Annotated in this window: 17 protein-coding genes; 6 read left to right on the top strand and 11 right to left on the bottom strand. The window is 73.0% G+C overall.

Features of this window, described 5'->3' with window-relative positions:
- Positions 1-38 precede the first annotated feature (38 nt).
- From ACFVGS_RS18045 to ACFVGS_RS18035, 3 genes are all read left to right on the top strand, one after another.
- Positions 39-851 (top strand): endonuclease I family protein, encoded by an 813-nt coding sequence (locus ACFVGS_RS18045; RefSeq protein ID WP_384422207.1) that lies wholly within the window; start codon positions 39-41, stop codon positions 849-851.
- A 67-nt stretch (positions 852-918) separates the two neighbouring features.
- Positions 919-1,794: a helix-turn-helix domain-containing protein gene (locus ACFVGS_RS18040; RefSeq protein WP_385693014.1), complete on the top strand. Its 876-nt coding sequence runs from the start codon at positions 919-921 to the stop codon at positions 1,792-1,794.
- A gap of 122 nt (positions 1,795-1,916) precedes the next feature.
- Positions 1,917-3,314, top strand: coding sequence for an alpha/beta fold hydrolase (locus ACFVGS_RS18035; RefSeq protein WP_385693013.1), 1,398 nt, complete (start codon positions 1,917-1,919; stop codon positions 3,312-3,314).
- A 72-nt stretch (positions 3,315-3,386) separates the two neighbouring features.
- On the opposite strand, the gene ACFVGS_RS18030 is transcribed toward ACFVGS_RS18035, so the two are convergent.
- The 6 genes from ACFVGS_RS18030 to ACFVGS_RS18005 form a co-directional block, all read right to left on the bottom strand.
- Entirely contained in the window at positions 3,387-4,799 is a 1,413-nt protein-coding gene (locus ACFVGS_RS18030; protein WP_384422213.1) for a serine/threonine-protein kinase, read from the bottom strand.
- A 10-nt stretch (positions 4,800-4,809) separates the two neighbouring features.
- Positions 4,810-5,589 (bottom strand): serine/threonine protein kinase, encoded by a 780-nt coding sequence (locus tag ACFVGS_RS18025; RefSeq protein WP_385693012.1) that lies wholly within the window; start codon positions 5,587-5,589, stop codon positions 4,810-4,812.
- 222 nt (positions 5,590-5,811) lie between these two features.
- The gene (locus ACFVGS_RS18020) at positions 5,812-7,857 is read right to left on the bottom strand and encodes a glycosyl hydrolase family 32 (protein WP_385693011.1); all 2,046 of its coding nucleotides are present in this window, start codon (positions 7,855-7,857) and stop codon (positions 5,812-5,814) included.
- A gap of 26 nt (positions 7,858-7,883) precedes the next feature.
- Positions 7,884-9,350: a hypothetical protein gene (locus ACFVGS_RS18015; protein WP_385693010.1), complete on the bottom strand. Its 1,467-nt coding sequence runs from the start codon at positions 9,348-9,350 to the stop codon at positions 7,884-7,886.
- A 13-nt stretch (positions 9,351-9,363) separates the two neighbouring features.
- The gene (locus tag ACFVGS_RS18010; protein WP_384422219.1) at positions 9,364-11,007 is read right to left on the bottom strand and encodes a peptidoglycan DD-metalloendopeptidase family protein; all 1,644 of its coding nucleotides are present in this window, start codon (positions 11,005-11,007) and stop codon (positions 9,364-9,366) included.
- 14 nt (positions 11,008-11,021) lie between these two features.
- Positions 11,022-12,002, bottom strand: coding sequence for an alpha/beta hydrolase-fold protein (locus ACFVGS_RS18005; protein ID WP_384422221.1), 981 nt, complete (start codon positions 12,000-12,002; stop codon positions 11,022-11,024).
- Positions 12,003-12,243: 241 nt separating this feature from the next.
- On the opposite strand from ACFVGS_RS18005, the gene ACFVGS_RS18000 reads away from it, so the two are divergent.
- A complete protein-coding gene (locus ACFVGS_RS18000) occupies positions 12,244-15,894 on the top strand; it encodes a LamG-like jellyroll fold domain-containing protein (protein WP_385693009.1) in 3,651 nt (1,216 codons plus the stop codon).
- A 66-nt stretch (positions 15,895-15,960) separates the two neighbouring features.
- Here the strand turns inward: ACFVGS_RS18000 and ACFVGS_RS17995 are convergent, their stop codons facing one another.
- A complete protein-coding gene (locus ACFVGS_RS17995; RefSeq protein WP_385693008.1) occupies positions 15,961-16,911 on the bottom strand; it encodes a hypothetical protein in 951 nt (316 codons plus the stop codon).
- A gap of 351 nt (positions 16,912-17,262) precedes the next feature.
- Between ACFVGS_RS17995 and ACFVGS_RS17990 the strand changes: the two genes are divergently transcribed.
- On the top strand, positions 17,263-17,979 hold the full coding sequence (locus ACFVGS_RS17990; protein WP_384419288.1) for a flavodoxin family protein: 717 nt from the start codon (positions 17,263-17,265) through the stop codon (positions 17,977-17,979).
- 17 nt (positions 17,980-17,996) lie between these two features.
- On the opposite strand, the gene ACFVGS_RS17985 is transcribed toward ACFVGS_RS17990, so the two are convergent.
- Positions 17,997-19,385, bottom strand: a complete 1,389-nt coding sequence (locus ACFVGS_RS17985; protein WP_385693023.1) for an amino acid permease — start codon at positions 19,383-19,385, stop codon at positions 17,997-17,999.
- 315 nt (positions 19,386-19,700) lie between these two features.
- Complete coding sequence (locus tag ACFVGS_RS17980) at positions 19,701-20,315, bottom strand: TIGR03086 family metal-binding protein (RefSeq protein WP_385693007.1); 615 nt, start codon at positions 20,313-20,315, stop codon at positions 19,701-19,703.
- A gap of 62 nt (positions 20,316-20,377) precedes the next feature.
- On the opposite strand from ACFVGS_RS17980, the gene ACFVGS_RS17975 reads away from it, so the two are divergent.
- A complete protein-coding gene (locus tag ACFVGS_RS17975; RefSeq protein WP_385693006.1) occupies positions 20,378-21,334 on the top strand; it encodes a helix-turn-helix transcriptional regulator in 957 nt (318 codons plus the stop codon).
- 75 nt (positions 21,335-21,409) lie between these two features.
- Here ACFVGS_RS17975 and ACFVGS_RS17970 read toward each other — a convergent pair whose 3' ends face one another.
- The gene (locus ACFVGS_RS17970; RefSeq protein ID WP_385693005.1) at positions 21,410-22,516 is read right to left on the bottom strand and encodes a ricin-type beta-trefoil lectin domain protein; all 1,107 of its coding nucleotides are present in this window, start codon (positions 22,514-22,516) and stop codon (positions 21,410-21,412) included.
- 26 nt (positions 22,517-22,542) lie between these two features.
- Positions 22,543-24,189: a glycoside hydrolase family 27 protein gene (locus tag ACFVGS_RS17965; protein WP_385693004.1), complete on the bottom strand. Its 1,647-nt coding sequence runs from the start codon at positions 24,187-24,189 to the stop codon at positions 22,543-22,545.
- Positions 24,190-24,263 lie beyond the last annotated feature (74 nt).

The following is a 24,263-nucleotide window of genomic DNA, read 5'->3' as shown; positions in this document are numbered from 1 at the left end:
GCGGCCCGGGTCAGTCCGCCACGTCAGAAAGGGCCCCCATGTCCCCGAACCCGTCCTTCGCGAAGAGATCCGGCTGGAAGACCTGGGCGGCGATATCCGCCGTCCTCGCCGGCCTCGCCCTTCCCACGGTCACCGCGACCCCGGCCGGTGCCACGACCACCGCCTACGACAGCACGTACTACAAGAACGCGGTCGGCAAGACGGGCACCAGCCTCAAGTCCTCGCTGCACACCATCATCAGCAGCCAGAGCAAGATCTCGTACGACGCCGTCTGGAACGCGCTGAAGGTCACCGACCAGGACCCGAACAACAGCGCCAACGTGATCCTGCTCTACAGCGGCGTCTCGCGCAGCAAGAGCCTCAGCGGCGGCGACGTCGGCGACTGGAACCGCGAGCACGTCTGGGCCCAGTCGCACGGCAGCTTCGGCACCTCGGCCGGCCCCGGCACCGACCTGCACCACCTGCGCGCCTGCGACGTCCAGGTCAACAGCACCCGCGGCAACAAGGACTGGGACTTCGGCGGCAGCGCGGTCAGCGGCGCCGCCGGCAGCTACACGGACAGTAACTCCTTCGAGCCGCGGGACGCCGACAAGGGCGACGTGGCCCGCATGATCCTCTACATGGCCGTACGGTACGAGGGCGACGACGCCTTCGCCGACCTGGAGCCCAACGAGTCGTCGACCAACGGCAGCGTGCCCTTCCACGGCCGGCTCTCGGTCCTGAAGCAGTGGAACGAGCAGGACCCGCCGAGCGCCTTCGAGGAGCGGCGCAACGACATCATCTTCAACTCGTACCAGGGCAACCGCAATCCGTTCATCGACCACCCGGAGTGGGTCGAGGCAATCTGGTGACCCGAGCGTGAGACGCGCCGGGCTCCCGACGGGGAGCCCGGCCGCACGATGCGGACGGGGGACGGGCGTGGACGACGAACCGCCGTGCCGGGAGGCGGCACGGGAAGCCGCACGGGAGCGGCGCGGCAGGCTGTGCGGGCGGATCACCGCGGGCGGGATCACCGTGCACGACATCCTGTGCACCGAGGACAGCACCGGCTTCGTCGGGCCCGGGCACGCCGACGCGTACACCGTGGTCCTCACCCGCTCCGGCGGCTACGTCCGCCGCGTCGCGGGCGAGGAGTTCTTCGCCGACGCCGCCGGCGGCTATCTCACCCGCCCCGGGGACGAACACCACGTGGCGCACCCGGCGGGTCCCGGCGACCGGTCGACGGAGATCCGCGTCGGCCCGGAGCTGTTCGCGGACCGCTTCGACGGACGGCCGGTCTCCCGTCGCCTCACGGTCACCGGCGCCACCGACGTCCGCCACCGCGCGCTGCTGGCCGCGGCCCGGCGCGGCACCGACACCTTCGAACTGGCCGACCGGCTCCACCGGTTGCTGGACGGCGTCGCCGCCTCCGCCGGCCACTGGCGGACCGACACCGGTGCCCGGCCCGCGACCGCCCGCGCCCACGCCCGGCTCGTCCGGGACACCTGCGCGCTCCTCGCCGGCGGGGCCCCCGCGCTGCGGCTCCCGCTGGAGGAACTGGCCCGCGGCGTGGGCAGTTCCCCGCACCACCTGAGCCGGGTGTTCCGCGCCGTCACCGGCACCAGCCTCACCCACTACCGCAACGAGCTGCGGATCCGTGCCGTCCTGCACGCCCTGGAGGAGGGCGAGCACAGCCTGCGCGTCCTCGCCCACGCCCACGGCTTCGCCGACCAGGCCCACCTGACCCGGCTCTGCCGCGGCCACACGGGTCAGCTCCCCAGCGCCCTGCGGGTGCTTCTCTCGGATCGCGCATGAATGTCCAACGCGCCTCGCGCGGGCGGCCCGCAGGATGGCACCGGCCGGAGCCCCGGCCGGTGCCGCGGCGTCATGGGGACGCCACCCGCGGCATCCCGTCTTCCGAGCGGGGGAACGCGACGATGACCCTTCTGACCAGAGCCGGTACGGCGCTCGCGGCCGTCCTTGCCGCCGCGGCGTGCGCCACCTCGGCGCCCGGAGCCGCCGGCGCGCCCTCCACGCCCGCGGCCCGCGCCGACGGTTCACCCGGTCTCACCGGCCACCGGCCGTGCCCCGGGCAGCCGGACGTGACCTGCGCCGACCTGACCGTGCCGCTCGACCGCAGCGGCGCGGTGCCGGGCACCCTGAAGCTCCAGGCGGCCGTCTTCGGCCCGGCCGACGCGCCCCGCGGGACCCTGCTCTTCCTCACCGGAGGGCCGGGACAGCCGGGAGTCCCGTACGTGGCGCGGATCCGCTCCCGGCTGCCCAAGGCGCTCGCCGACTACCGGCTCGTGATGATCGACCAGCGCGGCACCGGCGGCACCGCCGTCGACTGTCCGGCGCTGCAGAAGGAGGTGGGCAGCAGCGACACCGTCGCTCCCACCCCGGCGGCCGTCACCGCCTGTGCCGACGGCCTCGGACCGCGCCGGAACGTCTACACCACCTCCGACACGGTGGCCGACCTGGAGGACCTGCGGCGCGCCCTGGGCGTGCGCTCGTGGACCGTCGACGGCGTCTCGTACGGCACGTTCACCGCGAGCCGGTACGCGCTCGCCCATCCGCAGCGGGTGCGCCGGCTCGTGCTCGACTCGGTCGTGCCGCTCGACGGCGCGGGCGTGCTCTACGAGGCCGCGCTCGGCCACTCCGGCCGGGTGCTGCGCACGGCGTGCCGGGAGCAGCGGTGCGGCTTCGACCCGGCCGCCGACCTCGCGAAGGTGGTCCGGCGCGACGGCAACGGCGTCGGCGTGTTCAACCTCCTCGTCATCGCGAGCATCATCGACCCGAAGCTGAACGACCCGCGGTTCGGCATCCTGAGCGCCCTGCACGCGTCGGCGGGCGGTGACCGTGCCCGTCTGGACGGTCTGGTCGCCGGCTTCTCCGGCCCGTCCGACGAGTCTCCGGCCGACTTCAGCTCCGGACTGCACGCGGCGACGCTCTGCGCGGACTCCCGCTGGCCGTGGGGCGACGCCTCGGCGCCGGTCGAGGGCAGGGAGCGGGCGCTGCGGGAGGCCGTACGGCGGATCAGGCCGGCGGAGGTGTGGCCGTTCCAGCGGGAGACGGCGGGCGAGCAGGGCATTCCGCAGACCTGTCTGCCCTGGCCCGCCTCGCGCCCGAACCCGCCGGCGGCGGGGCGCACCCTGACCATGCCGGTGCTGCTGCTCGCCGGTGACCGGGATCTGTCGACCCCCGTCCAGTGGGCCCGCGAGGTGGCCGCCGCCACCCCGAAGGCCGAACTGGTCGTGATCGAGGGCGCGGGGCACTCCACGCAGAGCCGCAGCGACGGCGGCGCCCGCGCGGCCGAGGCGTTCCTGCTGCGCTAGCGGAACTCCGGCGCCTGCGATGCACCGCACCAGAGGCCGCGGCCTGTCCGGCCCTGATCCGAAAGAAACGGCCTAGTTCCCGTCCGGGTCCATGCCGCCGAGGCTCGGGCGGGCGGGGTGCGCGGGTCCGGCGCAGCGCGGCAGCGCCGGATGGTCCCTCGTGCGGACGGCGGGCAGCCAGGCCGTGGCCGCCGTGTCCGCGCGTGGGAGGCGGATACGCAGCCAGACGGAGGAGCGGCGGTCGTCCTCGTCGATGATGGGCTGTCCTTCGGGCAGCTGGCAGTCGGCGTCGAGGAGGTCGCCGTGCCACACCCGGGTGGGGACGACGTTCTCGGCGGTGTAGGGCCGCAGGGGGTCGATCGCGAGGCCGAGGCTGCACTCGGGGGCGCGGTCGGTGCGCTCCTGGCAGCCACGCTCGGCGTTGAACACCCGGACCCGGGCGGGTCCTTCGCCGGCCCCGTCCGGTCCCGCGTACGACCAGAGGGCCGCGCCGGCCGCCGCGCACACGGCGAGGGCGAGGAGTGCGGAGCGCCGCAGGAGCCGCCGGGTGCGCGGCGGCCCGGGAGTACGGGCCGCGATCCGCGCGAGCAGGCGCTCGGCGGTGTGCGGGGCGCGGGCGGCGTGGGTGGGCGCGAGGCAGTCGGTGGCGAAGGCGCGCCAGAACTCGGGAACGGCCGGGTCGAGCCGCAGGGCCGCGCGGCCCTCGGCGTACTCCTGCACCGCGGCTCCGCGTGCCGTCGGCGTGGCGCCGGGGAAGGGCGGCGCACCGGCGGCGAAGACCTCGTGCACGACGATCCCGAGCGCCCAGATGTCGGCGGTGGGCCGCACCCGGACGCCCTGCTCGCCGAGCCGCTCCGTCCAGCGCTCGGGCGGCAGGTAGTCGAGGGTGCCCATCGGGGCCGAGTAGCCGTGGGTGCCGCTGAGTTCGATGGCGAAGCCGAAGTCGGAGAGGCGCACCTCGCCGTCCTCGCCGATCAGGATGTTCTCGGGTTTGAGGTCGGTGTGCACCCAGCCGGAGCGGTGGAGATGGGCGAGTCCTTCGCAGATCCCGGTGATCAGCCTGGCTCCCTCGGCCTCGTCCACCGGGGAGCCCAGCAGCTCGCGCAGGGTGCAGCGGGCGCGTTCCATGACGAGCACGATCGCGCCGTCCAGGGACGGCCGGTCGGGGGCGGTGAGGACGAGTGAGTCGAGGAGCCGGACGAGCCTCGGGTGGCTCGCCCTGCGGCCGAGTTCGACCTCGCGGCGGGCGGACTCGGCGACGTTGCGGGCCTGTCGGGGCGCGAGTCCGGCGGTGGGCATCACCTTGAGGGCGACCGGCGGTCCGCCGTGCCCGTCCGCGTCGACGGGGTGGGCCGCGTAGACGGTGGCCCAGCCGCCGGCGCCGATCGGCTCGTCGACGATCCAGGCGCCCACCCGGTGGCCGCGGGGCAGGAGTTCCGGCCCGTCGCTGTCCCAGGAGCCGGCCAGGTCCCGTGACGCCCGCATCACGCCGTCCTCACCGCCTGGCGTCCGGCTCGGCCGGTTCGGAGCGCGGCGGCAGGAGCGCGAGGTGCTCCTCCCGTACGATCCCGAACTTGAGGGCGAGCCCGACGACGGCCTCGCGCTTGCCGTTCCTGCGGTCGGCCCGGCCCGCCGCGTCGGGGGCGGGGGCGCCGATACGCAGCTTCTCGTCGGCGAGGTAGTCGATGTGGGCGCTGACGGCGCGGGCGGTGAGCCGGGCACAGGAGGCGTGTCCGCGCAGCCTCTCGACGACCTGGGGCGTGGTGGGCACGGCGACGGGTGACCGGTCGCGCAGCCACGGCTCGCAGAGCGCGACGAGCACCAGGAAGTAGGTGGCGGTCTCGTCGAGGGAGTACGCGGTGAGGGTGCGGCTCTCCCACGAGCCGCCGGCGGCGTGCGGGTCGAGATAGACGTGGTCGGGGGCGAACACCTGGAAGAAGACCGGCGTGTCGCGGCGCGAGGGCAGCACCACGCGGGAGAACTCGAAGGGGATGGGAGCCCCGAGTCGCCGCGGCGGGACCCGCAGGTACTCGCCCGCGCCCTCCGGGTTCTCCACCAGGTAGCCGTGGGTGGTGCTGAGGTTGCTCAGCTGCCAGTGGTCGTCGGTGGCACGGATCTCTCCGGCGAGGCGCGAGACCGCCTCGTCGGCGATGCGGAGTTCCACCGGGTGGGCGGCCGAGCCGCGGCCGAACCGCACCCGCTCCCCCGGCCCGAGCCGCAGGGTCACGGCGTCGCCGCCGCTCCCCTCGGGTAAGTGGACGACAATCCCGCTCACCGCTCCCCCGTCCCGTCCGTCCCATGTGTCCCGGCCGCTGTCCGACACAGCGAACGTTACCGCCTGCGCACGGGTATTCACCGCGTGGCATCGGCCACTTCGGCCGGACGCGGTGACGCGGCGGAGGGGGGTGGTGGGGAGGGGAGCGACCGGGCGGGGTGGGCGGGGTGGGAGCGGGCATCAGGGATCCGGCGTCACGGTGCCGGCGTCCGTGAGCGGGCGTCAGGGAGCGGGGCTGCCCGTTCTCAGGGGCGCGATCGCGCGGTCGCCGAAGGCCGTCCAGGGCAGCCAGCCGCCGCCGGGCCGTTCCTGGACGCGGGTGCGGATCCGCCCGTCGGTCATGACGGCGAAGACATGGATGCGGCCGGTGGCGTCGGCCGCTGCCGAGGGCGTCGCGGCGAGTTCGGTGCCGGCTTCGCCGAAGTCCTCGCCGAAGACGTCGGCGGGTGCCCAGGCGCCGCCGGGTGAGGTCTGCCAGCGGTGGGCGAGCCGGCCGCCGCCGGGAGCGAGGGCGAACGCCTCGAGCCGTCCGTCGTCACCGGGTACGAGCAGCGGTGCGGCGGTCGACCAGCCGAGCAGCGGCTGCCAGTCGTCCCAGCCGCCGCTCGGCACCGACTGGCGGCGCTGGAAGGCCGCGACACCGGACGGGGCGATCGCGGTGACGGTGAGCCGGCCGCTTCCGTCGCGGCAGACGCGGGGTGCCGCGCCGGCGGCGGTGCCGAAGCGGTTCCACGAGGACCAGGATCCTCCCGGGGCGGTCTGCCAGCGGTGCAGGAGCGCCGTGCCGCCGGGCGCGAGCACGAACACTTCGAGGCGGCCGTCCGCGTTGGCGGCGACGACCGGCGGCGCTCCCGCCGCACCGCCGAAGCCGGGGTCCCACGGGTCCCAGGCCAGGGCTCCGGGTGACGACTGGCGCCGGCGGGCGACGACCGCGCCGCCGGGGCTGAGCGCGAAGACCTCCAGCCGGCCGAGGGCGTCGCGGGCGACGGCGGGCGCGGCGCCCGCGGGGCCGCCGAACTCCTCCCAGTCGTCCCAGGTGCCGTCGGGCCGCTGGACCCGGTGGTGCAGGCGGGCGCCGCCGGGAGCGAGCGAGAACACCTCCAGACGGCCGTCGGTGTCGCGGCCGAGCGTGGGCACCGCTCCGGCCGGGCCGCCGAACCGCTCCCACTCCGACCAGGTGTCCGTGCCGGCGTCGAGCTGGACGCGCCGCAGCATGGACCGGTCGCCCGCGTCGAGGGCGAACAGGGTCAGCCGGCCCCGGACGTCCAGGGCCGCGGCCGGGTTGTCGGGGCTCTGCCACGTCGGAGGCGTGTCCTGCCACCTCAGGGGGGCGACGTACAGGCCGTGCCCGAACCAGCCGGCGGCGCTCGCGTACCACTGCTGCCCGTCGGTGAAGGGTTCGACGGCGTGTCCGGGCACGTGTCCGGCGTAGCCGTCGAGGCCGAAGCGGAAGGGGTCGCGCGAGGCGAGGACGTCGGTGCCGTCGTAGCCGCCGCGGGGCCCGAGGAACAGGTGGTACCAGCCGTCCCGTTCGACGACGAACGGCGACTCGGTGACCGAGACGCCGGACGAGGCGGTGGACTCGTCGGCGAAGGCGGTGCCGGGTGCGCTCCAGTGCCGCAGGTCGGTGGAGCGGCGGTACGCGACGAGGTGCCGGCCGTCGGTCGCCGACAGCTCCGTGTAGTACATGACCCATGCGTCGCCGATCCGCACGACCATCGGGTCGCGTGCGGCGATGCCGCGGAACAGCGGGCCGGACGGCACGCGGGTCCAGGTGAACAGGTCGGTGGAGGTGGCCAGGTTGATCGCGGCGCCGGAGCGGCCGCCAGCGGCGTAGAACATCCAGTAGGTGCCGTCCGCCTCGATGACGTGCGGCGCCCACAGGTGTTCCTCGCCGTGGTACGAGGGGTCGACGGTCAGGGCGTCGGGGTGGCCGGTCCACGGGCCGTACGGGCTGGGGGCGGAGGCGTGCAGGAAGGCGGTCTCGGCGGAGCTGTCGGGCGCCTGTCCGGGCGGGGCGCTGTCGCCGACGATGCCGAACAGGTGCCAGCGGTCGCCGGCCCGGACGAGGGTGTGGTCGTTCAGGTAGCGGCGGCGGCCGGGGAGCGAGGGGTCGTGGACGTGGGTGAAGGGGCCGGCGGCGAGCCACTGGTGGGGCGGGTCGGCCGCGTACGCGGGGGTGGCGGAGGCGGTGCGGGCCGGGAGCGGGAGCGCGAGGGCTCCCGCTCCGGCCGCACGCAGCAGGTTCCGCCTGCTGAGCGGTCGCATGACGGTTCTCCAGGGGGACCCGGGGGTCAGTTGACGGCGGGACCGGAGGTGGTGTTGAGCCAGGCCCATTCGGACCAGCTGGCGAAGCCGGTCTGCCACTTGTGGAAGACGCCCGCCTGGCTGGTCCCGAGGACCTCGATGCGGCCGTCGGCGTTGGTGGCGGCGGTGACCTCCGTGCCGCCGGTGCCGAAGGTCTCCCACTGGCCGTAGGGGGCGTTGACGCCGGTCTGCCAGAGGTGCTGGGCGACGCTTCCGTTGATGGCGAAGACCTCGACCCGGCCATCGGGAGAGCGTTCGCTGGTGAGCTGCGAGTCGGCGGGACCGCCGGTCGGCTCCCAGCCGGACCAACCGGCGGGGCCGGTCTGGTACTTGTGGAAGACGCCGACGGGGCCCGAGGCGAAGACCTCCAGGCGTCCGTCCTGGTTGTGGTCGACGGTGAGGTCGCGTCCGCCGCCGCCGAAGTCCTCCCACGCCGACCAGCCGCCGTTGACCGCCGTCTGGTACAGGTGCTGGAAGACGTCGCCGTTCAGCGCGAAGACCTCCAGACGCCCGTCCGGGGCCTTCTCGACCTCCACCCGGCTGTTCGCCGGTCCGCCGCCGGCGGACTCCCACTCCGACCAGCCGCCGTTGGGGGCGGTCTGCCACTTGTGGAAGACGCCCACGGGTCCGGAGGCGAAGACCTCGAGTCGCCCGTCGGCGTTCGCGCCGACGGCGATGTCCTTGCCGCCACCGCCGAACGCCTCCCAGCCCGACCAGGCCCCGGAGGGCTGAAGCTGGTACCGGTGCTGGAAGACGTTCCCGTTGATGGCGAACAGTTCCAGCCGGCCGTCCGCGTTCGGCCCGACGGCGAGTTCGGCTCCGCCGGGGCCGCCCAGGGACTCCCACTCCGACCAGGCGCCGTTCACGCTCGTCTGCCACGCGTGGTGGATTCCGTCGGCCCCGGCCGCGAACACCTCGAGCCGGCCGTCGGCCGACCGCGCCGACACCACCCGGCCCGATTCCGCCGGGTAGACCAGCGGCGCGGGCCCCGGCTCGTGGTGGCCGAGGCGGTCGACCGCGGCCCGGGCCTCGTCCATGTGCCGCCAGTGGTGTCCCGCGTTGTACGTGGACCAGGGCTGCCAGTTCGTGCCGCCGTTGGAGATCTCGTGGGCGGCGTTCGCGTTGCACTGGGCGTCGTAGGCGCAGGCGTCGTCGACCTCGGGGTGCCAGTAGTCGTTGATCTGCCACAGGCCCCGGTCGCGGGACGGCGGCGTGTTGTTGTACGTGTTGGTCGCCGACGGGTCGCAGCTGGACTCGGCGAGGGCGACGGCGACGGCGGTCACCAGGGCGTCGCCACGGAAGCCCGCCTGGTAGCCGACCTGGGCGCACAGGTCGCTCGGGGCGGCGTACGCGGGCGAGGCGCCGGCGAGGACCCCTGCGGCGAGGAGCAACGAAACGAGCGCCGACAGGACGACGCGACGGGGCGCTCTTCGAGCGCGCTGTGTGCTTGCCACCTGTTCCTTCTCCTCAACTGACGGCGGGGCCGGAGCTGTTGTTGAGCCAGGCCCATTCGGACCAGCTGGCGAAGCCGGTCTGCCACTTGTGGAAGACGCCCGCGTGGCTCGTGCCGAACACCTCGATGCGGCCGTCGTCGTTCGCCGTGGCGGTGACTTCCGTACCGCCGGTGCCGAAGGACTCCCACCGGTCGTACGGCGCGTTCACCGCGGTCTGCCAGATGTGCTGGGCCACGGTGCCGTTGACGGCGAACACCTCGACCCGGCCGTCGGCGGTCCGCTGGCTGGTCAGCTGGGAGTCGGCCGGGCCGCCCGTACCTTCCCACTCGGACCAGCTCGTGGGACCCGTCTGGTACTTGTGGAAGACGCCGACTGGGCCTGAGGCGAAGACCTCCAGACGCCCGTCCTGGTTGTGGTCGACGGTGAGGTCGCGTCCGCCGCCGCCGAAGTCCTCCCACGCCGACCAGCCGCCGTTGACCGCCGTCTGGTACAGGTGCTGGAAGACGTCGCCGTTCAGCGCGAAGACCTCCAGACGCCCGTCCGGGGCCTTCTCCATCTCCACCCGGCTGTTCGCCGGTCCGCCGCCGGCGGACTCCCACTCCGACCAGCCGCCGTTGGGGGCGGTCTGCCACTTGTGGAAGACGCCCACGGGTCCGGAGGCGAAGACCTCGAGTCGCCCGTCGGCGTTCGCGCCGACGGCGATGTCCTTGCCGCCACCGCCGAACGCCTCCCAGCCCGACCAGGCCCCGGAGGGCTGAAGCTGGTACCGGTGCTGGAACACGTTCCCGTTGATGGCGAACAGTTCCAGCCGGCCGTCCGCGTTCGGCCCGACGGCCAGCTCCGCGCCGGCCGGGCCGCCCAGGGACTCCCACTCCGACCAGGCGCCGTTCACGCTCGTCTGCCACGCGTGGTGCACTCCGTCGGCCCCGGCCGCGAACACCTCCAGGCGTCCGTCGGCCGACTTCGCCGACACCACCCGGCCCGACTCCACGGGATGCACCAGGGGTGTGGGGCGTGGACCGCTGCCGGGCACGCAGGGCAGCTCCACGCCGCCCTCCGCGAGGTACGGCTCGGGGTCGATGCCGTACGTGGCGGACGGGTCGCCCCAGATCCGCAGGTGGAGGTGCGGGCCCGACGAGTTGCCCTCGGAGCCGATCAGGGCGATCTGCTGGCCGGCCACGACGCGGTCGCCCACGAACACGTCGCGCTGGAACATGTGCCCGTACTCGGAGATCTTTCCGTCGGGGTGCTGGATGCGGATCCACTGGCCGTAGCCGGGCTCGTATCCCGAGATGGTGACCTCGCCGTCGCCCACGGCGTAGATCGGCGCCCCGTAGGCGCCGCCGATGTCCACGCCGTTGTGGCCGCTGTGGTAGTGCTGGGTGACGGGCCCGGCGGCCGGGCACGCGATGGCCGAGCCGAGGACCCGCGCGGACGTCCGCGCGGATGTCCGCGCGACTGCCTCAGCCGACGGCTGCGCGGATGTCTGAGCCGACGGCTGCGCGGATGTCTGAGCCGACGGCTGCGCGGATGTCTGAGCCGACGGCTGCGCGGATGTCCGCGCGTCGGCCGGGGACGCCAGGAGCAGGCCCGGCACCAGGGCCGCGGTCGCGGCGAGCAGGACGCGCAGCGCGCGTCGGGGAAGACCGGACAGCACGTGACGCCCTCCCGTCACGCCTTGCGCAGGCGGTCGATGACGCCGTTGATGTCCCGCTCCAGCATGTCCCGGCGCACGTAGTGGCCGCCGGGCAGCTCGTACGACTCGTGCGGGATGCCCACGCGGTCGAGGTTCCACTTGAACTCGCGCTGGGTCTCCAGGACCACGGTCTCGTTGGCGTAGCCCTGGATGTCCTCGGGGCTGGTGCCGGCGACGAGGAAGACCCGCTTGTGCCGGTAGCTCTCGATGCGCTGGATCGGGTTGTCGGCGCTGACCCGTGCCTCGTCCCAGAACGGCATGCCGTAGACGCTGCCGCCGTTGAGTTCCACGGCGGCCGAGGACAGGTTGGCCCAGTGGGTGACCGCGCCGTTGCTGCCGCGCAGGCTGGCCGGGCCGGAGTGGGCGCTGACGGAGGCGAAGTGGCCGTAGTACTTGGCCGTGTACTTCAGCGCGCCGAAGCCGCCCATGGAGAACCCGGAGACGGCGCGCCCGTCGTACTCGGCGTACGTACGGAAGTTGGCCTCGACCCACGGCAGCAGCTGCGCCATGTGGAAGTGCTCCCAGTTGCGAGGGCCGGCGGCCGAGCTGACCGGGTTGGAGTACCAACCGGCGCGTCCGCCGTCGGGCATGACGACGATGAGGCGCTTGCCGGCGGTCAGGCCGCGGATGTCGTGGTGGGCGTCGAAGGTGATGAAGTCCTCGAGTCCGCCGTGCAGGAGGTAGAGGACGGGGTAGGTGCGTCCGCTCCAGTGGTAGTCGTCGGGCAGCAGGACGTTGACACCGGGGTTCCAGCCGATGGCGTCCGTCTGGAAGCGGTAGTACCACATGCGGGGGTCGCTCTCGTTGCGGTCGACGATGCGCAGGCCGAAGCCGTCGCCGGCCGCCGCGGCCGTCGGCGCCGCCGCGAGCACGCCGCCGGCGCCGAGGGCCAGGGCGGCGGTGAGCCCGCCGGCCGACTTGAGGATGTTCCTGCGGGAGGGGTGGTGCGCGGTCAACGTGACCTCCAGGGGAAGACGCGTGGCGAAGGCCGTTCCGGCCACCGTGGAACGGGCCGTTCGGACGGTAGTGACGCGCCTCCCCGGCGGAGAACCCGGAACCTTCCGGACTGACAGTGGCGGCCCGCGTGAGCTAGGCCGTCCCTTCCGGATCTCGGCCGGGTGCTTCCGAGAGAAACGGCCTGGGGTGACGGCGGCCCTGCGTAGAGTGACCGGTCGGGGGCAAGCTACCTTCGTGATCATGAAATGGTCACGATCACGGTCGCGACGACGACCCGTCGCCCTGCTCACCGCACTGGCTTCCTGCGCCTCCCTGCTCGGCCTCGCCGCCGCGCAGCCGGCGGCGGCGAGCGGCACCGAACTCTCCGGCGCGGCAAGCCTCGGAGTCCAGCAGCAGGTCCTCTTCCGATCCGGAACCGCCGGCTACGGCTGCTTCCGCATACCCACCCTGACGACCACGAAGAACGGCACCCTCCTCGCGTTCGCCGAGGCCAGGACCTCTCCGTCGTGCGCCGACCGCGGCCCCGTCGACATCGTGATGCGCCGCTCCACCAACGAGGGCCGCACCTGGTCCCCGATCCGGGTCGTCTCCTCCGGCCGGGCGAGCGCGGCCGGGCCCGCGCAGGTGCGGGGCAACCCCTCGCCCGTCGCCGACGTGATGGACGACAAGAAGGGGGCCGTGTTCCTCTTCTCCAACTCCGAGCCCGCGTTCCCCGGCGGCACCCGGATGTCCTGGGTGCAGCGGAGCGACGACGACGGTCTCACCTTCCAGGCGCCGACGGCCGTCCCGCGCCTGACCACCGGCACGGGATGGTTCGGCACCGGGCCCTCCCACGGCATCCAGATCCTCAAGAAGGACCATCCGCACGAGGGACGGATGGTCGTCGGGGCGTACGAGACCGTGAACGGGGACGACCAGCGCGTCGGCGTCCTCTACAGCGACGACCGGGGCGCGAGCTGGAAGAGCAGCCTCACCGAGGACTCGTTCCTGCGGGCCAAGGAGGTCCCCGGCATACCGACGGCGTCCGATCCCGACAGGAAGGACTGGGGCCCGGAGTCTCCCGTGGCGAAGCCCGGAGAGCCGGTGGTCGCCGAGCTCGCCGACGGCAGCGTCTACGTCAGTGCCCGCAGCCCGTACGACGTCCGCGTCAACACGACGCTGCCGGCGACGTACGAGGACCGGCACCGCATGCACGTCACCGCCACCGAGGTGGTCGACCCCGTGGACGCGCAGACGAAGGTCAAGGTGCCCAGGCTCGGGTACACCCAGGGCTGGGTGGGCCCCGACGTCCAGGTGTCCGTCCTCGCCCCGCGCAAGACCTATGAGACCGCCCCGGGCGATCTGCTCCTGATGTCGAGCCCCTCTCACCCGGACCTGCGCCAGGAGATGAGGATCCGCTACTCGCTCGACGACGGGGCGACCTGGAAGGACGCGCCGGGCGGGCAGGTCAGCAAGGTCCTCGGTGACCGGGCCGGCTACTCCGACATGGCCGAGCTGTCGGCCGGTGACATCGGCTTGGTGTACGAGGGCGGCACGTCGTTCTCCGCCCAGCACATCTACTTCAACCGCTTCACGGTGGACCAGCTCCGGCTTCCCGAAGCGGGCACCTTCGCGGCCAAGGGTGCCGGCCTGCCGCAGCAGGCGCCGGCCGCCGGGCGGACCACGCCCGACACGACCGCCGAGGCGAACGACGCCTACCTCGGCAACGGCACCGTCTCCGGCCCGGGCGCGGCGTTCGGGGGTGTGACGTTCGGTCAGGGACTGAAGCTCAACGGCGGCGCCGGCGGCACCAAGGGTCACGCCGACCTCCCTTGGACCGCGTCGCTGAACGGCGGCTCGGGCGACATGACGTACTCCCTGTTCTTCATGTACGACGCGACGTCCGCGTCCCCGCAGCAGGCCCTCATGTGGGCGTACGGCGTCGGCGATCCGAAGCAGCAGGTGTGGGCCCGGGTCCAGCCGGAGCACAACCGGGTCATGGCGCGCGTGGAGGGTGAGAAGGGCGCCGTGACGCTGACCGTCGAGGCGCCGCTCGACAAGAAGGCCACGCCGGCCTTCGGAGACGGTGTCTGGCATCACCTGGTGCTCACCCGCAAGGGCACCGAGATCAAGCTCGGCGTCGACGGGCTCCCCCCGGCCGTCAAGACGTTCGACCTCGGCCGGCTCGCCCCCTGGCGCAAGGACGACGTCCAGGGCATCCGCCTCGGCGACAAGCTGGACACCGGCGTCGCCGACGTCGACGCCAACGACGGGTTCACGGGCACGCTCGACGAGTTCCGCCTCTACCGCGAGGCCGTCGATCCCACGCTGTGGCCGGCGCTGCGCGGCGCCGGGCGGGAGACCGTTGCCCCGGCCTCGCTGAAGGCCCATCTGCCCTTCGAGGTCGTCGACACCGCCGGGGCCGCGTCGCTGACGAACGTCCGCATCCAGGACGACGTCTCCGGCCGGTGTGCCGACGGCACGCTGCTCGGCACCCGGAACCCGGAGAGCGCACAGGTCCCGGGGCGCGTCGGCGGCGCCGCGCTCGCCGTCTCCAAGGACCTCCCGGGTGTGGAGGTGCCCTACGTCCCGGCCGTGGACAACGGCACCGGGGACTTCACCTTCGCCCTCTGGTTCCGGTACGACTCCGCCGTGAACCCCGAGGGCGCCACGCTGCTGTCGGCGTACGGGTCCACCGACGGGAAGCCGTTGCTGTCGGTCGGCGCGAAGCCGTCGACGAAGCGGCTCCACGCCCGTGCGGTCACCACCTCCGCCTCCGTCACGATCGATCTGGAGGACACGAGGACCGGCCGGGCGTTCGGCGACAACGCGTGGCACCTGCTGACCCTGACGCGCGCCGGCGGCACCCTGACGATGCGCGTCGACGGCGAACCTCCGGCCACCGCGACGGGATTCACCGGCTCCTTCACGGACGGAGTTCCCGCCCCCGAGGGCGTCAGGATCGGCTCGAAGCGCGACGCCACCGGTACGAAGCCCGAGGGCATCGAGATCCTCACCGGACAGCTCGACGACTTCCGCTTCTACCAGCGGGCGTTGAGCGAGGCGGAGCGGGCCGACATCCTCGACACGGTGGAGGGGCGCTGGAGCCCGCCGCTGACCCCCGCGCCCACCGTCTGGTGGAGCATGGAGCCCGGCAACACGGAGCAGCACCTCGTGATGCGGCCTGCCGACGACCCCGCCGCGCGCGGCACGTACGACGCCTCGTCGCAGTGCAACAACGCCCTCGTACGCGGCGGCGCCACCGTCACGGACGCGGACGGCAGGTTCGGCCGCGGCCTCGGCTTCGACGGGGTGGACGACTCCGTGGAGCTGCCCTACGGGGAGGCGGAGGCGCTCGGCGACGGTGACTTCACCCTGGCGGCCTGGGTCCGCTACCAGGCGGCCGAGAACGACGAACCGGTGCTGGTCAGGGCGTACGGGGTCGGAACCACCGAACGCCAGCTGTGGATCCGTGCCAGGTCCGGCACGAACGACGTCGTCGCCCATGTCCAGACGGACCGGGGGATCACCAGCCTGGTGGCCAAGGCCCCCGCGAACACCGTGTTCGGCGACGGCACCTGGCGGCACGTGGTCCTGCGCCGCGACGCCGGGGAGCTGACGCTGTCGATCGGTGACGGGACCAAGCTGCTTGCGACCGCGTCGGGAGCCGTGGCCGGCTCGCTGACGTACCAGGACGGATTCGACGTCCAGGGCATCCTGCTGGGAACCCGTCCGGACGCCCTGCCCAAGGACTGGTTCCGGGGCTCGATGGACGAGTTCACGCTGGTCCGCAGGTTCCTGACGGACGACGAGATCAAGGCCGTGGGGGCGCCGCTTCCCGCGGACGGCTCCACGGTGGTCCGTCTGCCCTTCGACACGATCACCCCGAAGGGAACGCACGTCCGTCTGTGACGGGCACGCACCAAGGGGGCCGGTGCCGGGAACGTGCCCGGCACCGGCCCCGCCTGCTCCACGGCCCTACGGAACGCGTGCGGGCTCCTGGACGCTTCCGGGCTCCGGCGCGCGCCCGGGCTCCGCCCCGTGGCGCTCGGGCTCCGCCCCATGGCTCTCCGGGGCGCCGAACCACGCGACCGCCACCGCACCCGCGACCGCCAGGACGAAGCCGAGGACGGCCAGCCAGGCGAAGCCGGCGCGGGAGGCGTCGCCCAGCCACCACACGCCGATCATCCCCGGCAGCACGGTCTCGCCGACCACGAGCGCCGCCGTCGCCCCGTTCACCGAGCCGATCTGCAGCGCGACCGTGTGCAGGTACATCCCGCCGACGCCGGCCACGAGGATCGCGTACAGCGCCGGGTCCGTCAGGAGCGCGCCCGGGTCGAAGGGGTCGATGCCGTTCAGGATCCGCACCCCGACCCCGAGCGCGCCGAAGCCGAGGCCCGACAGGAGGCCCGCGAGGATCGCCGCCCGGGCGCCGAGCACCCGTACGAGGACCGTGCCGCCGGCCATCAGCAGCAGCGAGACCGCGAGCAGCCACCAGTGCGTCGCGATCGGGGTGCGCCCGCTGCCCTCCGGGCCCGCCGCGCTCGCGAGCAGCACCAGCGCCGAGCAGACCACACCGATCGAGGTCCACTCGGCGCGGGTCAGCCGGATGCCGAGGAGCCTCACGCTGAGGACGGCCGTGATGACCAGGTTGGCGCTGATCACGGTCTGGGAGAGGAACAGGGGGAGCAGGCGGGCGGCGAGCGCGCCGAGGCCGAAGCCGACGAAGTCCAGGATCGTGCCGACGATGAACTCCCAGGTCATCGCGGCCTTCGCGGTCGACGACAGGCTCGGCCCGCCGTGCTGGGTGGTCTGCCCCGCCGCGGCCGCCTCGAGGCGGGCGGACCTGCGGGAGCCGACGGCCTGCAGGACGGATCCCGTGCCGTAACAGATCGAGGCGGCGACGGCGGTCAGCAGTCCTATGAGCACAAGCAGGTCCCTTCACACGCTGGGGGTCGGTCCGCCCAGTTCGTTCTCCGCTTGCCAGACGTCGGATCGGCCGCCCGCGTTGCCTCCGGTCCGCGAGCGGTCCCGGGAGCTCGCCCGCGGCCCCGCCCTCACGCGTTCGGGCGCGCGCAGGGGATACATGTCGTCGGTGCGGGCCACGTGGGTGATCGGAGGTCGATTTCGCTGCCGTTGGCGCGGCGTTCGGCCGTTCCGTCCGACGGGGCGGGACAGTGGACGGGATTTCCGGCCGGCCCCACCCGGAGCCCCATCGACGTCGGCAGCCGGGCACGTCGCGCCGCCCGACCGCCCATTCGTCCGCAGGGGAACGCATCCATGACCGACACCGCCACGTCCTACCGTGATCTCCGCGCCCTGGTGATCAACTGCACGCTCAAGCGGTCGCCGGAGCGGAGCCACACGCAGGGGCTGATCGACATCAGCACCGGAATCATGGAGCGCCAGGGCGTGCAGGTCGAGGTGCTGCGGGCGGTGGACATCGACATCGCCACCGGTGTCTGGCCGGACATGACGGAGCACGGGTGGGAGACGGACGAGTGGCCGGTGATCTACTCGCAGGTGATGGCCGCCGACATCCTGACCCTGGCGGGGCCGGTGTGGCTGGGAGACAACTCCTCGGTCATGAAGAAGATCGTCGAGCGGCTGTACGCGTGTTCCTCGATCCTCAACGAGCGCGGCCAGTACGCCTACTACGGCCGCGTGGGCGGCTGCCTGATCACCGGCAACGAGGACGGCGCCAAGCACTGCGCGATGAACGTCCTCTACAGCCTCCAGCACCTCGGATACGTCATTCCGCCGCAGGCCGACGCGGGCTGGGTCGGCGAGGCCGGCCCGGGCCCGTCGTACCTCGACCCCGGCTCCGGCGGGCCGGACAACGACTTCACCAACCGCAACACGACCTTCATGACCTGGAACCAGCTCCACCTGGCGAGGATGCTCAAGGACGCCGGCGGGATCCCCGCCCACGGCAACCAGCGATCCGAGTGGGACGCCGGCTGCCGCTTCGACTTCGAGAACCCCGAGCACCGCTGAGTGCGGGCAGCGTGGGTTCAGTCGGCTTCGGCCCGGGCCTCGACGTCCTCGATGCCGCTGGGGCGGCCTGCCCGTGTCCAGCGGAAGTAAAGGCCGCCGCCGACGGCGAGGGTGGCCACGAGGGAGAGGATCGGCCAGCCGCGGAGAAGGTTGACCAGGAGGGTGAAGGCGACCGCGGCTGCGGCGATGCCGTTGACCGCGGCGAGCACCGGCTTGCGTTCGGTGCGGGCGAAACGGGTCATGGCGACCAGGCCGACCAGGAAGCTGACGAACACGGAAACCGCGTAGAACAGCACCAGCTCCTGCTCCTGGCCGCCGGCTGCGACGATGATCACCGCGGCAGCGCCGAGGAAGACCACGACGGACCAGTACGGGGTGTGATGCTTGTTGCTGCGGCCGAGCACGGTCGGCAGTACGCCGGGGCGGTCGTCGCTGCCGGCGAGGGCCTTGAGGAGTCCGGGGCCGGCCTGGAAGGAGGAGCTGGCGGCGGCGAGGAGCAGCAGCGAGCTGGTGAGCTGGAAGGCTCCGTAGAGCCAGCCGGGTCCGGCGGCGGCGTGGGCGATGTCGGCGATGTGGGTGGAGTCGGCACCGGGCAGGCCGATGTGGAGCTTCACGGCGAGGGCGGTGAGGGCGAGGGTGAGGCCGCCGACGATGACCAGGAGCAGGGCGAGGGTGCCGCGGCCGAAGCGTCGACGGTGGGTGTCGTCGAGCTGGCCGAGCTGGGCGATCGCGGTGGAGGGTGCTTCGACGCCGGTGGCGAGTGCCATGGCGACGGGGAAGGCGAGGACGACGGCGAGGACCGCCGAGCGGCCGGGATCGGTGTGGGCGGGTGCGGTGCCGGTGCTGTGCGGGGCGGTGAAGCCGAGCACCACCACGGCGGTGGCCGCGAGGACGAACACCACGGTCATCGCGGCGAACAGCAGTCGGCCGCGGTGCCCGAACCAGGTCAGTCCGGCCACCATCACGAGCAGGACCAGGGCGAGCGGGATGCGTGCCGGTGCCAGGTCGGGGAACAGGGCGACCACGGCGCTCGCGGCGGCGGCGATGGAGATGCCGATGGTGAGAACGAAGTCGACCACCAGGGCGCCGATCGGCAGGAACGTCCACCTTGCGCCGAACGCCCGCCCGGCCGCCGCGGCGGCGCCGCCGCCCTTGGGGAAGCGGCGCACCAGCTGCCAGTAGTTGGCGGTGACGACCACGACCAGGCCGACCACCAGGGCCATGGTGGGCAGCAGCAGGGCGAGGTCGCCGTGCAGGGCGTGCAGGGCGGCTTCGATCGCGTAGGCGACGGACGAGACCGGGTCGGCGATCACGGCGAACGCGAAAGCGAAGAACAGCACCGCGCGGCGCGGGCCGCGGCCGGCCGCGGCCGGCGGTGTGGCAGCGGGTGCGGTGCGCTTGGGCATGGTCACGGCGGACCCTTTCCGGGAAGGGAAGAGCGATTACACGCCGACCAGACTTCCCGGCACACCAGACGGAAAATGTACGTCAAGGACCCGCTAGTAGCGCGTCAGAGAGTCGTTAAGACTTCGGCTGCAGCTGGTGACTCTGTGCGCACCGCGATCGTGCTCCGCGCCCTCGCGCCCACGTCATGGGCCCCGGCCGGCCGGCCCGCGCCGTCGCGGCGCTGACATCGCAGCCGGCCGGTCGGCGGCCGCGCGCACCAGCCCCGTGCCGGCGGCCCCCGGCCACGGGGCCGCCCTCCCGGTTTCGGATGCTGTCTACGGCTTGCGTCCGCACCACGCCACGAGGCGGTCGATGGCCGGCGCGTCCGCGTCGACGTCCACCGCGGCCCCGAACGGCGCACCGTCACGCGGCCCGGTGGGCAGCCCGCGCCTCATGGCGGCGTACGAAATCGCCACGAGTTCGGGGTCCCAGTCCGGGAGCTGTCCCGTCGCGGTGGCCACGTCCCAGGTGTGCACGGTGAATTCCGACGTCCAGACGGCCGCGGCGGCGGCACCCGGAAGGCTGCCGAACGGCAGTGTCAGGATCCGGTCCAGGACCGCGGGATCCGCCCACGCCGCCTCGACCTCACGCACCGCGGCGTCCCACGCCTCTTGCCATTCGGTGTCCGCGAGGTCGTCGGCGACCGTGGGCAGACTCGTCACGTCGCCGCCGCGCCCGGCGAGGGCGATCCGGCGCAGCACCGCGACGAGGTGCCCGGCCAGCCGCCGGACGGTGAACTCGGTGCAGGGCGTGGGCCCGTCGAACTGCTCGGGCCGGACGGCGGCGACGGTGCGTCCGGCCAGTGCGATCGCCTTCAGAAGGCCCTGGCGAGGGTCGGCGGTGGCATCAGAGGTGGCAGTGGGCCGCGGGGTGTTCTCGATCTGTGTCATGCCTTCATCCTGGAAGCCGAATAGGTCATCTCCTGGCCGCTTTCCGGAAGAGAATGGCCGCCATGAGAGCCGATCGCCTGGTGGCGACCCTGCTGTTCCTCCAGACACGCACCCGTGTGACCGTGGCCGAGGTCGCCGCCGAACTCGAAGTGTCGCCACGGACCGCACGCCGCGATCTCGAGGCCCTGTCCACCGCCGGCATCCCCGTCTACTCGCAGCGTGGCCGCGGCGGCGGCTGGTCGCTGGTCGGCGGGGCCCGTACGGACCTGACCGGGCTGACCGCCGAGGAGATCCGGGCGCTGTTCCTGCTCGCGGGACCTTCGGCAACCACACCCGAACTCCGCACGGCGTTGCGCAAGCTTGTACGCGCGCTGCCCGCACCCCTGCGTGCGGGAGCCGAGGCGGCGTCGCGGGCCGGCCTTGCCGACGGCACGGGCTGGTCACGCGTCGATGTCACGGCAACCGGGCCGCACCTCGACGCGCTCCGGCGGGCCGTGGTGGAGGGGATCCAGGTGCGGCTCGGGTACGCCGGGCCCGGCAAGCCCGTCGGCGTGCGAACCGTCCATCCGCTCGGGCTCGTGACCAAGGCCGGTCACGAATACCTCGTCGCCGAGACGGAGCGGGGCCTGCGAACCTTCCGGCTCAGCCGGGTCGCGTCGGTCCAGGCAACCGGCGAGCCCGTCGTACGACCGCCCGGCTTCGACCTTGCCACGGTCTGGCGTTCGTTCGCCGCGCGTTTGGAGGAGCGGCTGTACGCGGCGACGGTTCGGGCGCGGGCCGAGCCGGGTGCCATGGCGATCCTGGAGCGGCTGTTCGACGGTCGTCTGCACGTCGGTCCGGTGCTGTCCGACGGGTGGACGGAGATACGGGTCGACGGGCCGACGCCGGAGGTCGTCGCGACTCAGCTGGCCGGGCTGGGGGCACGCATCGAGGTGCTGGATCCGCCGGAGGCACGGGAGCGGCTCGCACGTCTGGCGGTCGAGCTGTCCGGTGTGTACGGGCCGCCGGGCCCTTGCTGAGCAAAGGTGGCCCCGGCCGCCGGAGCCTCTTCCGGGATCCGAGCCCGGCAGGGTTTCGGATCCCGGGAGCGGCCGTCATCCGGCGGTCAGGGTGGTCCACTTCTGGTTGGAGCCGCTGTGGCAGTCCCACAGCTGGAGCTGTGTGCCGTCGGTGGTGGAGGAGCCCGGGACGTCGAGGCAGCGGCCGGAGGCGGGGTTGCGGTAGCCGCCGTTGTAGGGCTGCCAGACCTGGTTGGCGCCGCCGTGGCAGGCCCAGAGCTGCGCCTTGGTGCCATTGGTGGTGCCCGCGCCGGCGGCGTCGAGGCACTTGCCCATGGAGCGCAGGGTGCCGTCGGTGTACGCGGACCAGAACTGGTTGGCGCCGTTACCGCAGCTCCATGTCTGGACCGCGGTCCCGTCGGCCGTGCCGGCGCCGCTGACGTCCATGCACTTGCCGGCGATGCCGGACTGCACGCGGGCGGGGGCGGGGGCGGGGTTCCTCAGCCACCCGGCGCTGTCCGCGGCCTGGACGCCCCGGTGGAAGGCGTCGGCCATCTTCCGGTAGCCGGAGTCGTTGGGGTGCAGGGCGTCGGCCAGGTCGGCCGTGGTCAGGCCGCTCATGTCGACGTACGCGACGCGCTTGCCCGCTGCCTGCGCCTCGCTCACGATCTGGGGAATGGCCCGGTTGTATGCGGCACGGTACTGCTCCTCGGACCCGCTGGTGGACACCACCAGGGAGGCCACGAGGACGGTGGCGTCGGGTGCGGCGGCGGTGATCCTGCCGACCAGGGACTTCAGGCGGGCGGTGGCGGTGGACACCTGGTGGGATCTGTCGAGGTCGTTGGTGCCGATGTGCAGCGTCACGACGTTGGGCCGGTAACGGGTCAGTGAGGCGTCGGTGAGGGCGGCGATCTGCTCGATGAGGTATCCGGAGTGGCCTTCGTTGTCGGAGTCGGACATCGAACCGGCCCGTCCCGAGCCCACGAGGTCCACCGGGTGGCCGTCCGCCGCGAGCCTTTCCCACAACGGCCCCCGGTAGCCGTTGCCCGTGCTGCTTCCCACGCCCCAGGTGATCGAGTCGCCCAACGGCATGACCCGCAGAGGTGTGTCGGAGGCGGCGGAGGCGGGGGCCGCTCCTGCCGCCGTCACTCCGAGCACGGCGGCGACGAGCGCGATCAGGGGGCGGATCCAGGACCTTCTCATGGGGTTCCCTTTCTTGGGGTCGCGCGTCACGGGAGGGTGGTCCACTTCTGGTTGTTCTGGCCGTTGCAGGTCCACAGGACGACGGGGGTTCCGTTGGCGGTGCCGGCCCCGTTCGCGTCGAGGCACAGACCGGCGTGGACGTTGCGGATCGACCCGTCGGCCTGCGCGGTCCACTTCTGGTTGTTCTGGCCGTTGCAGGACCAGACGACGACCGGCGTGCCGTTGGTGGTGCCCTGGCCGGAGGCGTCCAGGCACTTGTCGCCGTAGACGCGGATCTCGCCACCGGCCCACGTGGTCCAGAGCTGGTTGGCGGCGGTGTGACAGTCCCAGATCAGCGTCCGCGTCCCGGCCGCGGTGGAGGCGCGGTCCACGTCCAGGCAGCGGCCCGATCCGGTACCGCGCAGGCGTGCGGTGGTGGCGGCCAGCGGGCTCCCCCCGGTCATCCTGAACACGGCGACACCGTGCGCGGGTACGCTCGCGGAGATCTGGCCGGAGGTGCTCGACGTGCCGCCGGTCCACAGATCGGTGAGGGCGAAAGACTGCCCGGCGAGGCCGACCTGCGCGGCCGTGGCGGTGATGGTCGTCGCGCTCCCTCCCCTGTTGAGCAGGCCCACGGCGACCGAGCCGTCGGCCAGGGGCTTGGCGAACACCTCGGTGCCGCCGTCGTCTCGCACCCTGCGTCCGCCCGCGCCCAGCGGGTCCTGGTTCACCGCGACCAGGCGGGGGTTGCGCAGGATGGAGCTCACGTCGGCGGACATGGTGCGGATGTCGTTGCCGGCCATGAGCGGGGCGCCAAGCAGCGCCCAGAGGGCGAAGTGGGTGCGGGACTCGGTCAGGGACAGGCCGGGGCGGCCGACGACCAGCATGTCGGGGTCGTTCCAGTGACCCGGACCCGACTGGGCGGCCAGCGGCGCGGTGACGTCCAGGACGTTGCCGACGCCCATCGGGTAGCTGTTGGTGTTGTTGTTCTGCCAGATGTCGAGCAGGTCCTCGGTCGTCCGCCACAGGTCGGCGACCTCGCCCCAGTCGTATGTGGCGCCGGTGGGGGCGTGGAAGCTGTTGGGATTGATGCTGTAGACGATCGGGCGTCCGGTGGCGCGCAGGGCGTCGCGCATGATCGTGAACCGTTCGACCTGTTCACCGAGGGTGCCGTTGCCGGAGCACCAGTCGTACTTGAGGTAGTCCACGCCCCAGGAGGCGAAGGCGGCGGCGTCCTGGGACTCGTGGCCCTTGCTGCCGGTGGAGCCGGGGTAGGTGCCCACGCCCTGCGCGCAGGTTTTCTCGTTGGGCGCCTGGTAGATGCCGAACTTCAGGCCTCTGCTGTGGATATAGTCCCCCAGCGCCTTCATGCCGCTCGGGAACGTGGTCGGATTGGCCCGGAGGTTGCCCGCCGCGTCGCGCTGCGGGTCGAACCAGCAGTCGTCGACGACGACGTACTGGTAGCCCGCGTCCTTCATGCCCGAGGACACCATCGTGTCGGCGGCCTGGCGGACCTGTGCCTCGGTGATCCCGCATCCGAAGCTGTTCCAGCTGTTCCAGCCCATCGGCGGGGTGAGCGCCGGGCTGCCCGGCGCGGCCTCGGCGGTCGTGTGGGCGGAGGCGGTGACGCACGCGGTGAGCGTCAGCGCGGTGGCCGCGAGAAGACGCAGTAATCGTCTGTGCAGGGGAACCACGGGGTTTCCTTCCTGGCCCGCGAAGCGGAAGCCGCTGTGCGGGCCGGATCGGCGGGGGGTATGAGCCGGTGGTC

It is taken from the genome of Streptomyces sp. NPDC127114 (assembly GCF_042677525.1).
In the GTDB taxonomy this organism is placed as follows: Bacteria; Actinomycetota; Actinomycetes; order Streptomycetales; family Streptomycetaceae; genus Streptomyces.
The sequence above is the reverse complement of the archived record's forward strand: the minus strand, read 5'-3'. Positions and strand labels throughout refer to the sequence as shown.

Bases quoted from the DNA above. Each gene is read 5' to 3' on its own strand.
- ACFVGS_RS17975 (WP_385693006.1), top strand. From the start codon at position 20,378: ATGAGAGCCGATCGCCTGGTGGCGACCCTGCTGTTCCTCCAGACACGC.
- ACFVGS_RS17985 (WP_385693023.1), bottom strand. From the start codon at position 19,385: ATGCCCAAGCGCACCGCACCCGCTGCCACACCGCCGGCCGCGGCCGGC.
- ACFVGS_RS17970 (WP_385693005.1), bottom strand. From the start codon at position 22,516: ATGAGAAGGTCCTGGATCCGCCCCCTGATCGCGCTCGTCGCCGCCGTG.
- ACFVGS_RS18020 (WP_385693011.1), bottom strand. From the start codon at position 7,857: ATGCGACCGCTCAGCAGGCGGAACCTGCTGCGTGCGGCCGGAGCGGGA.
- ACFVGS_RS18035 (WP_385693013.1), top strand. From the start codon at position 1,917: ATGACCCTTCTGACCAGAGCCGGTACGGCGCTCGCGGCCGTCCTTGCC.
- ACFVGS_RS17990 (WP_384419288.1), top strand. From the start codon at position 17,263: ATGACCGACACCGCCACGTCCTACCGTGATCTCCGCGCCCTGGTGATC.
- ACFVGS_RS18045 (WP_384422207.1), top strand. From the start codon at position 39: ATGTCCCCGAACCCGTCCTTCGCGAAGAGATCCGGCTGGAAGACCTGG.
- ACFVGS_RS17980 (WP_385693007.1), bottom strand. From the start codon at position 20,315: ATGACACAGATCGAGAACACCCCGCGGCCCACTGCCACCTCTGATGCC.
- ACFVGS_RS18030 (WP_384422213.1), bottom strand. From the start codon at position 4,799: ATGCGGGCGTCACGGGACCTGGCCGGCTCCTGGGACAGCGACGGGCCG.
- ACFVGS_RS18000 (WP_385693009.1), top strand. From the start codon at position 12,244: ATGAAATGGTCACGATCACGGTCGCGACGACGACCCGTCGCCCTGCTC.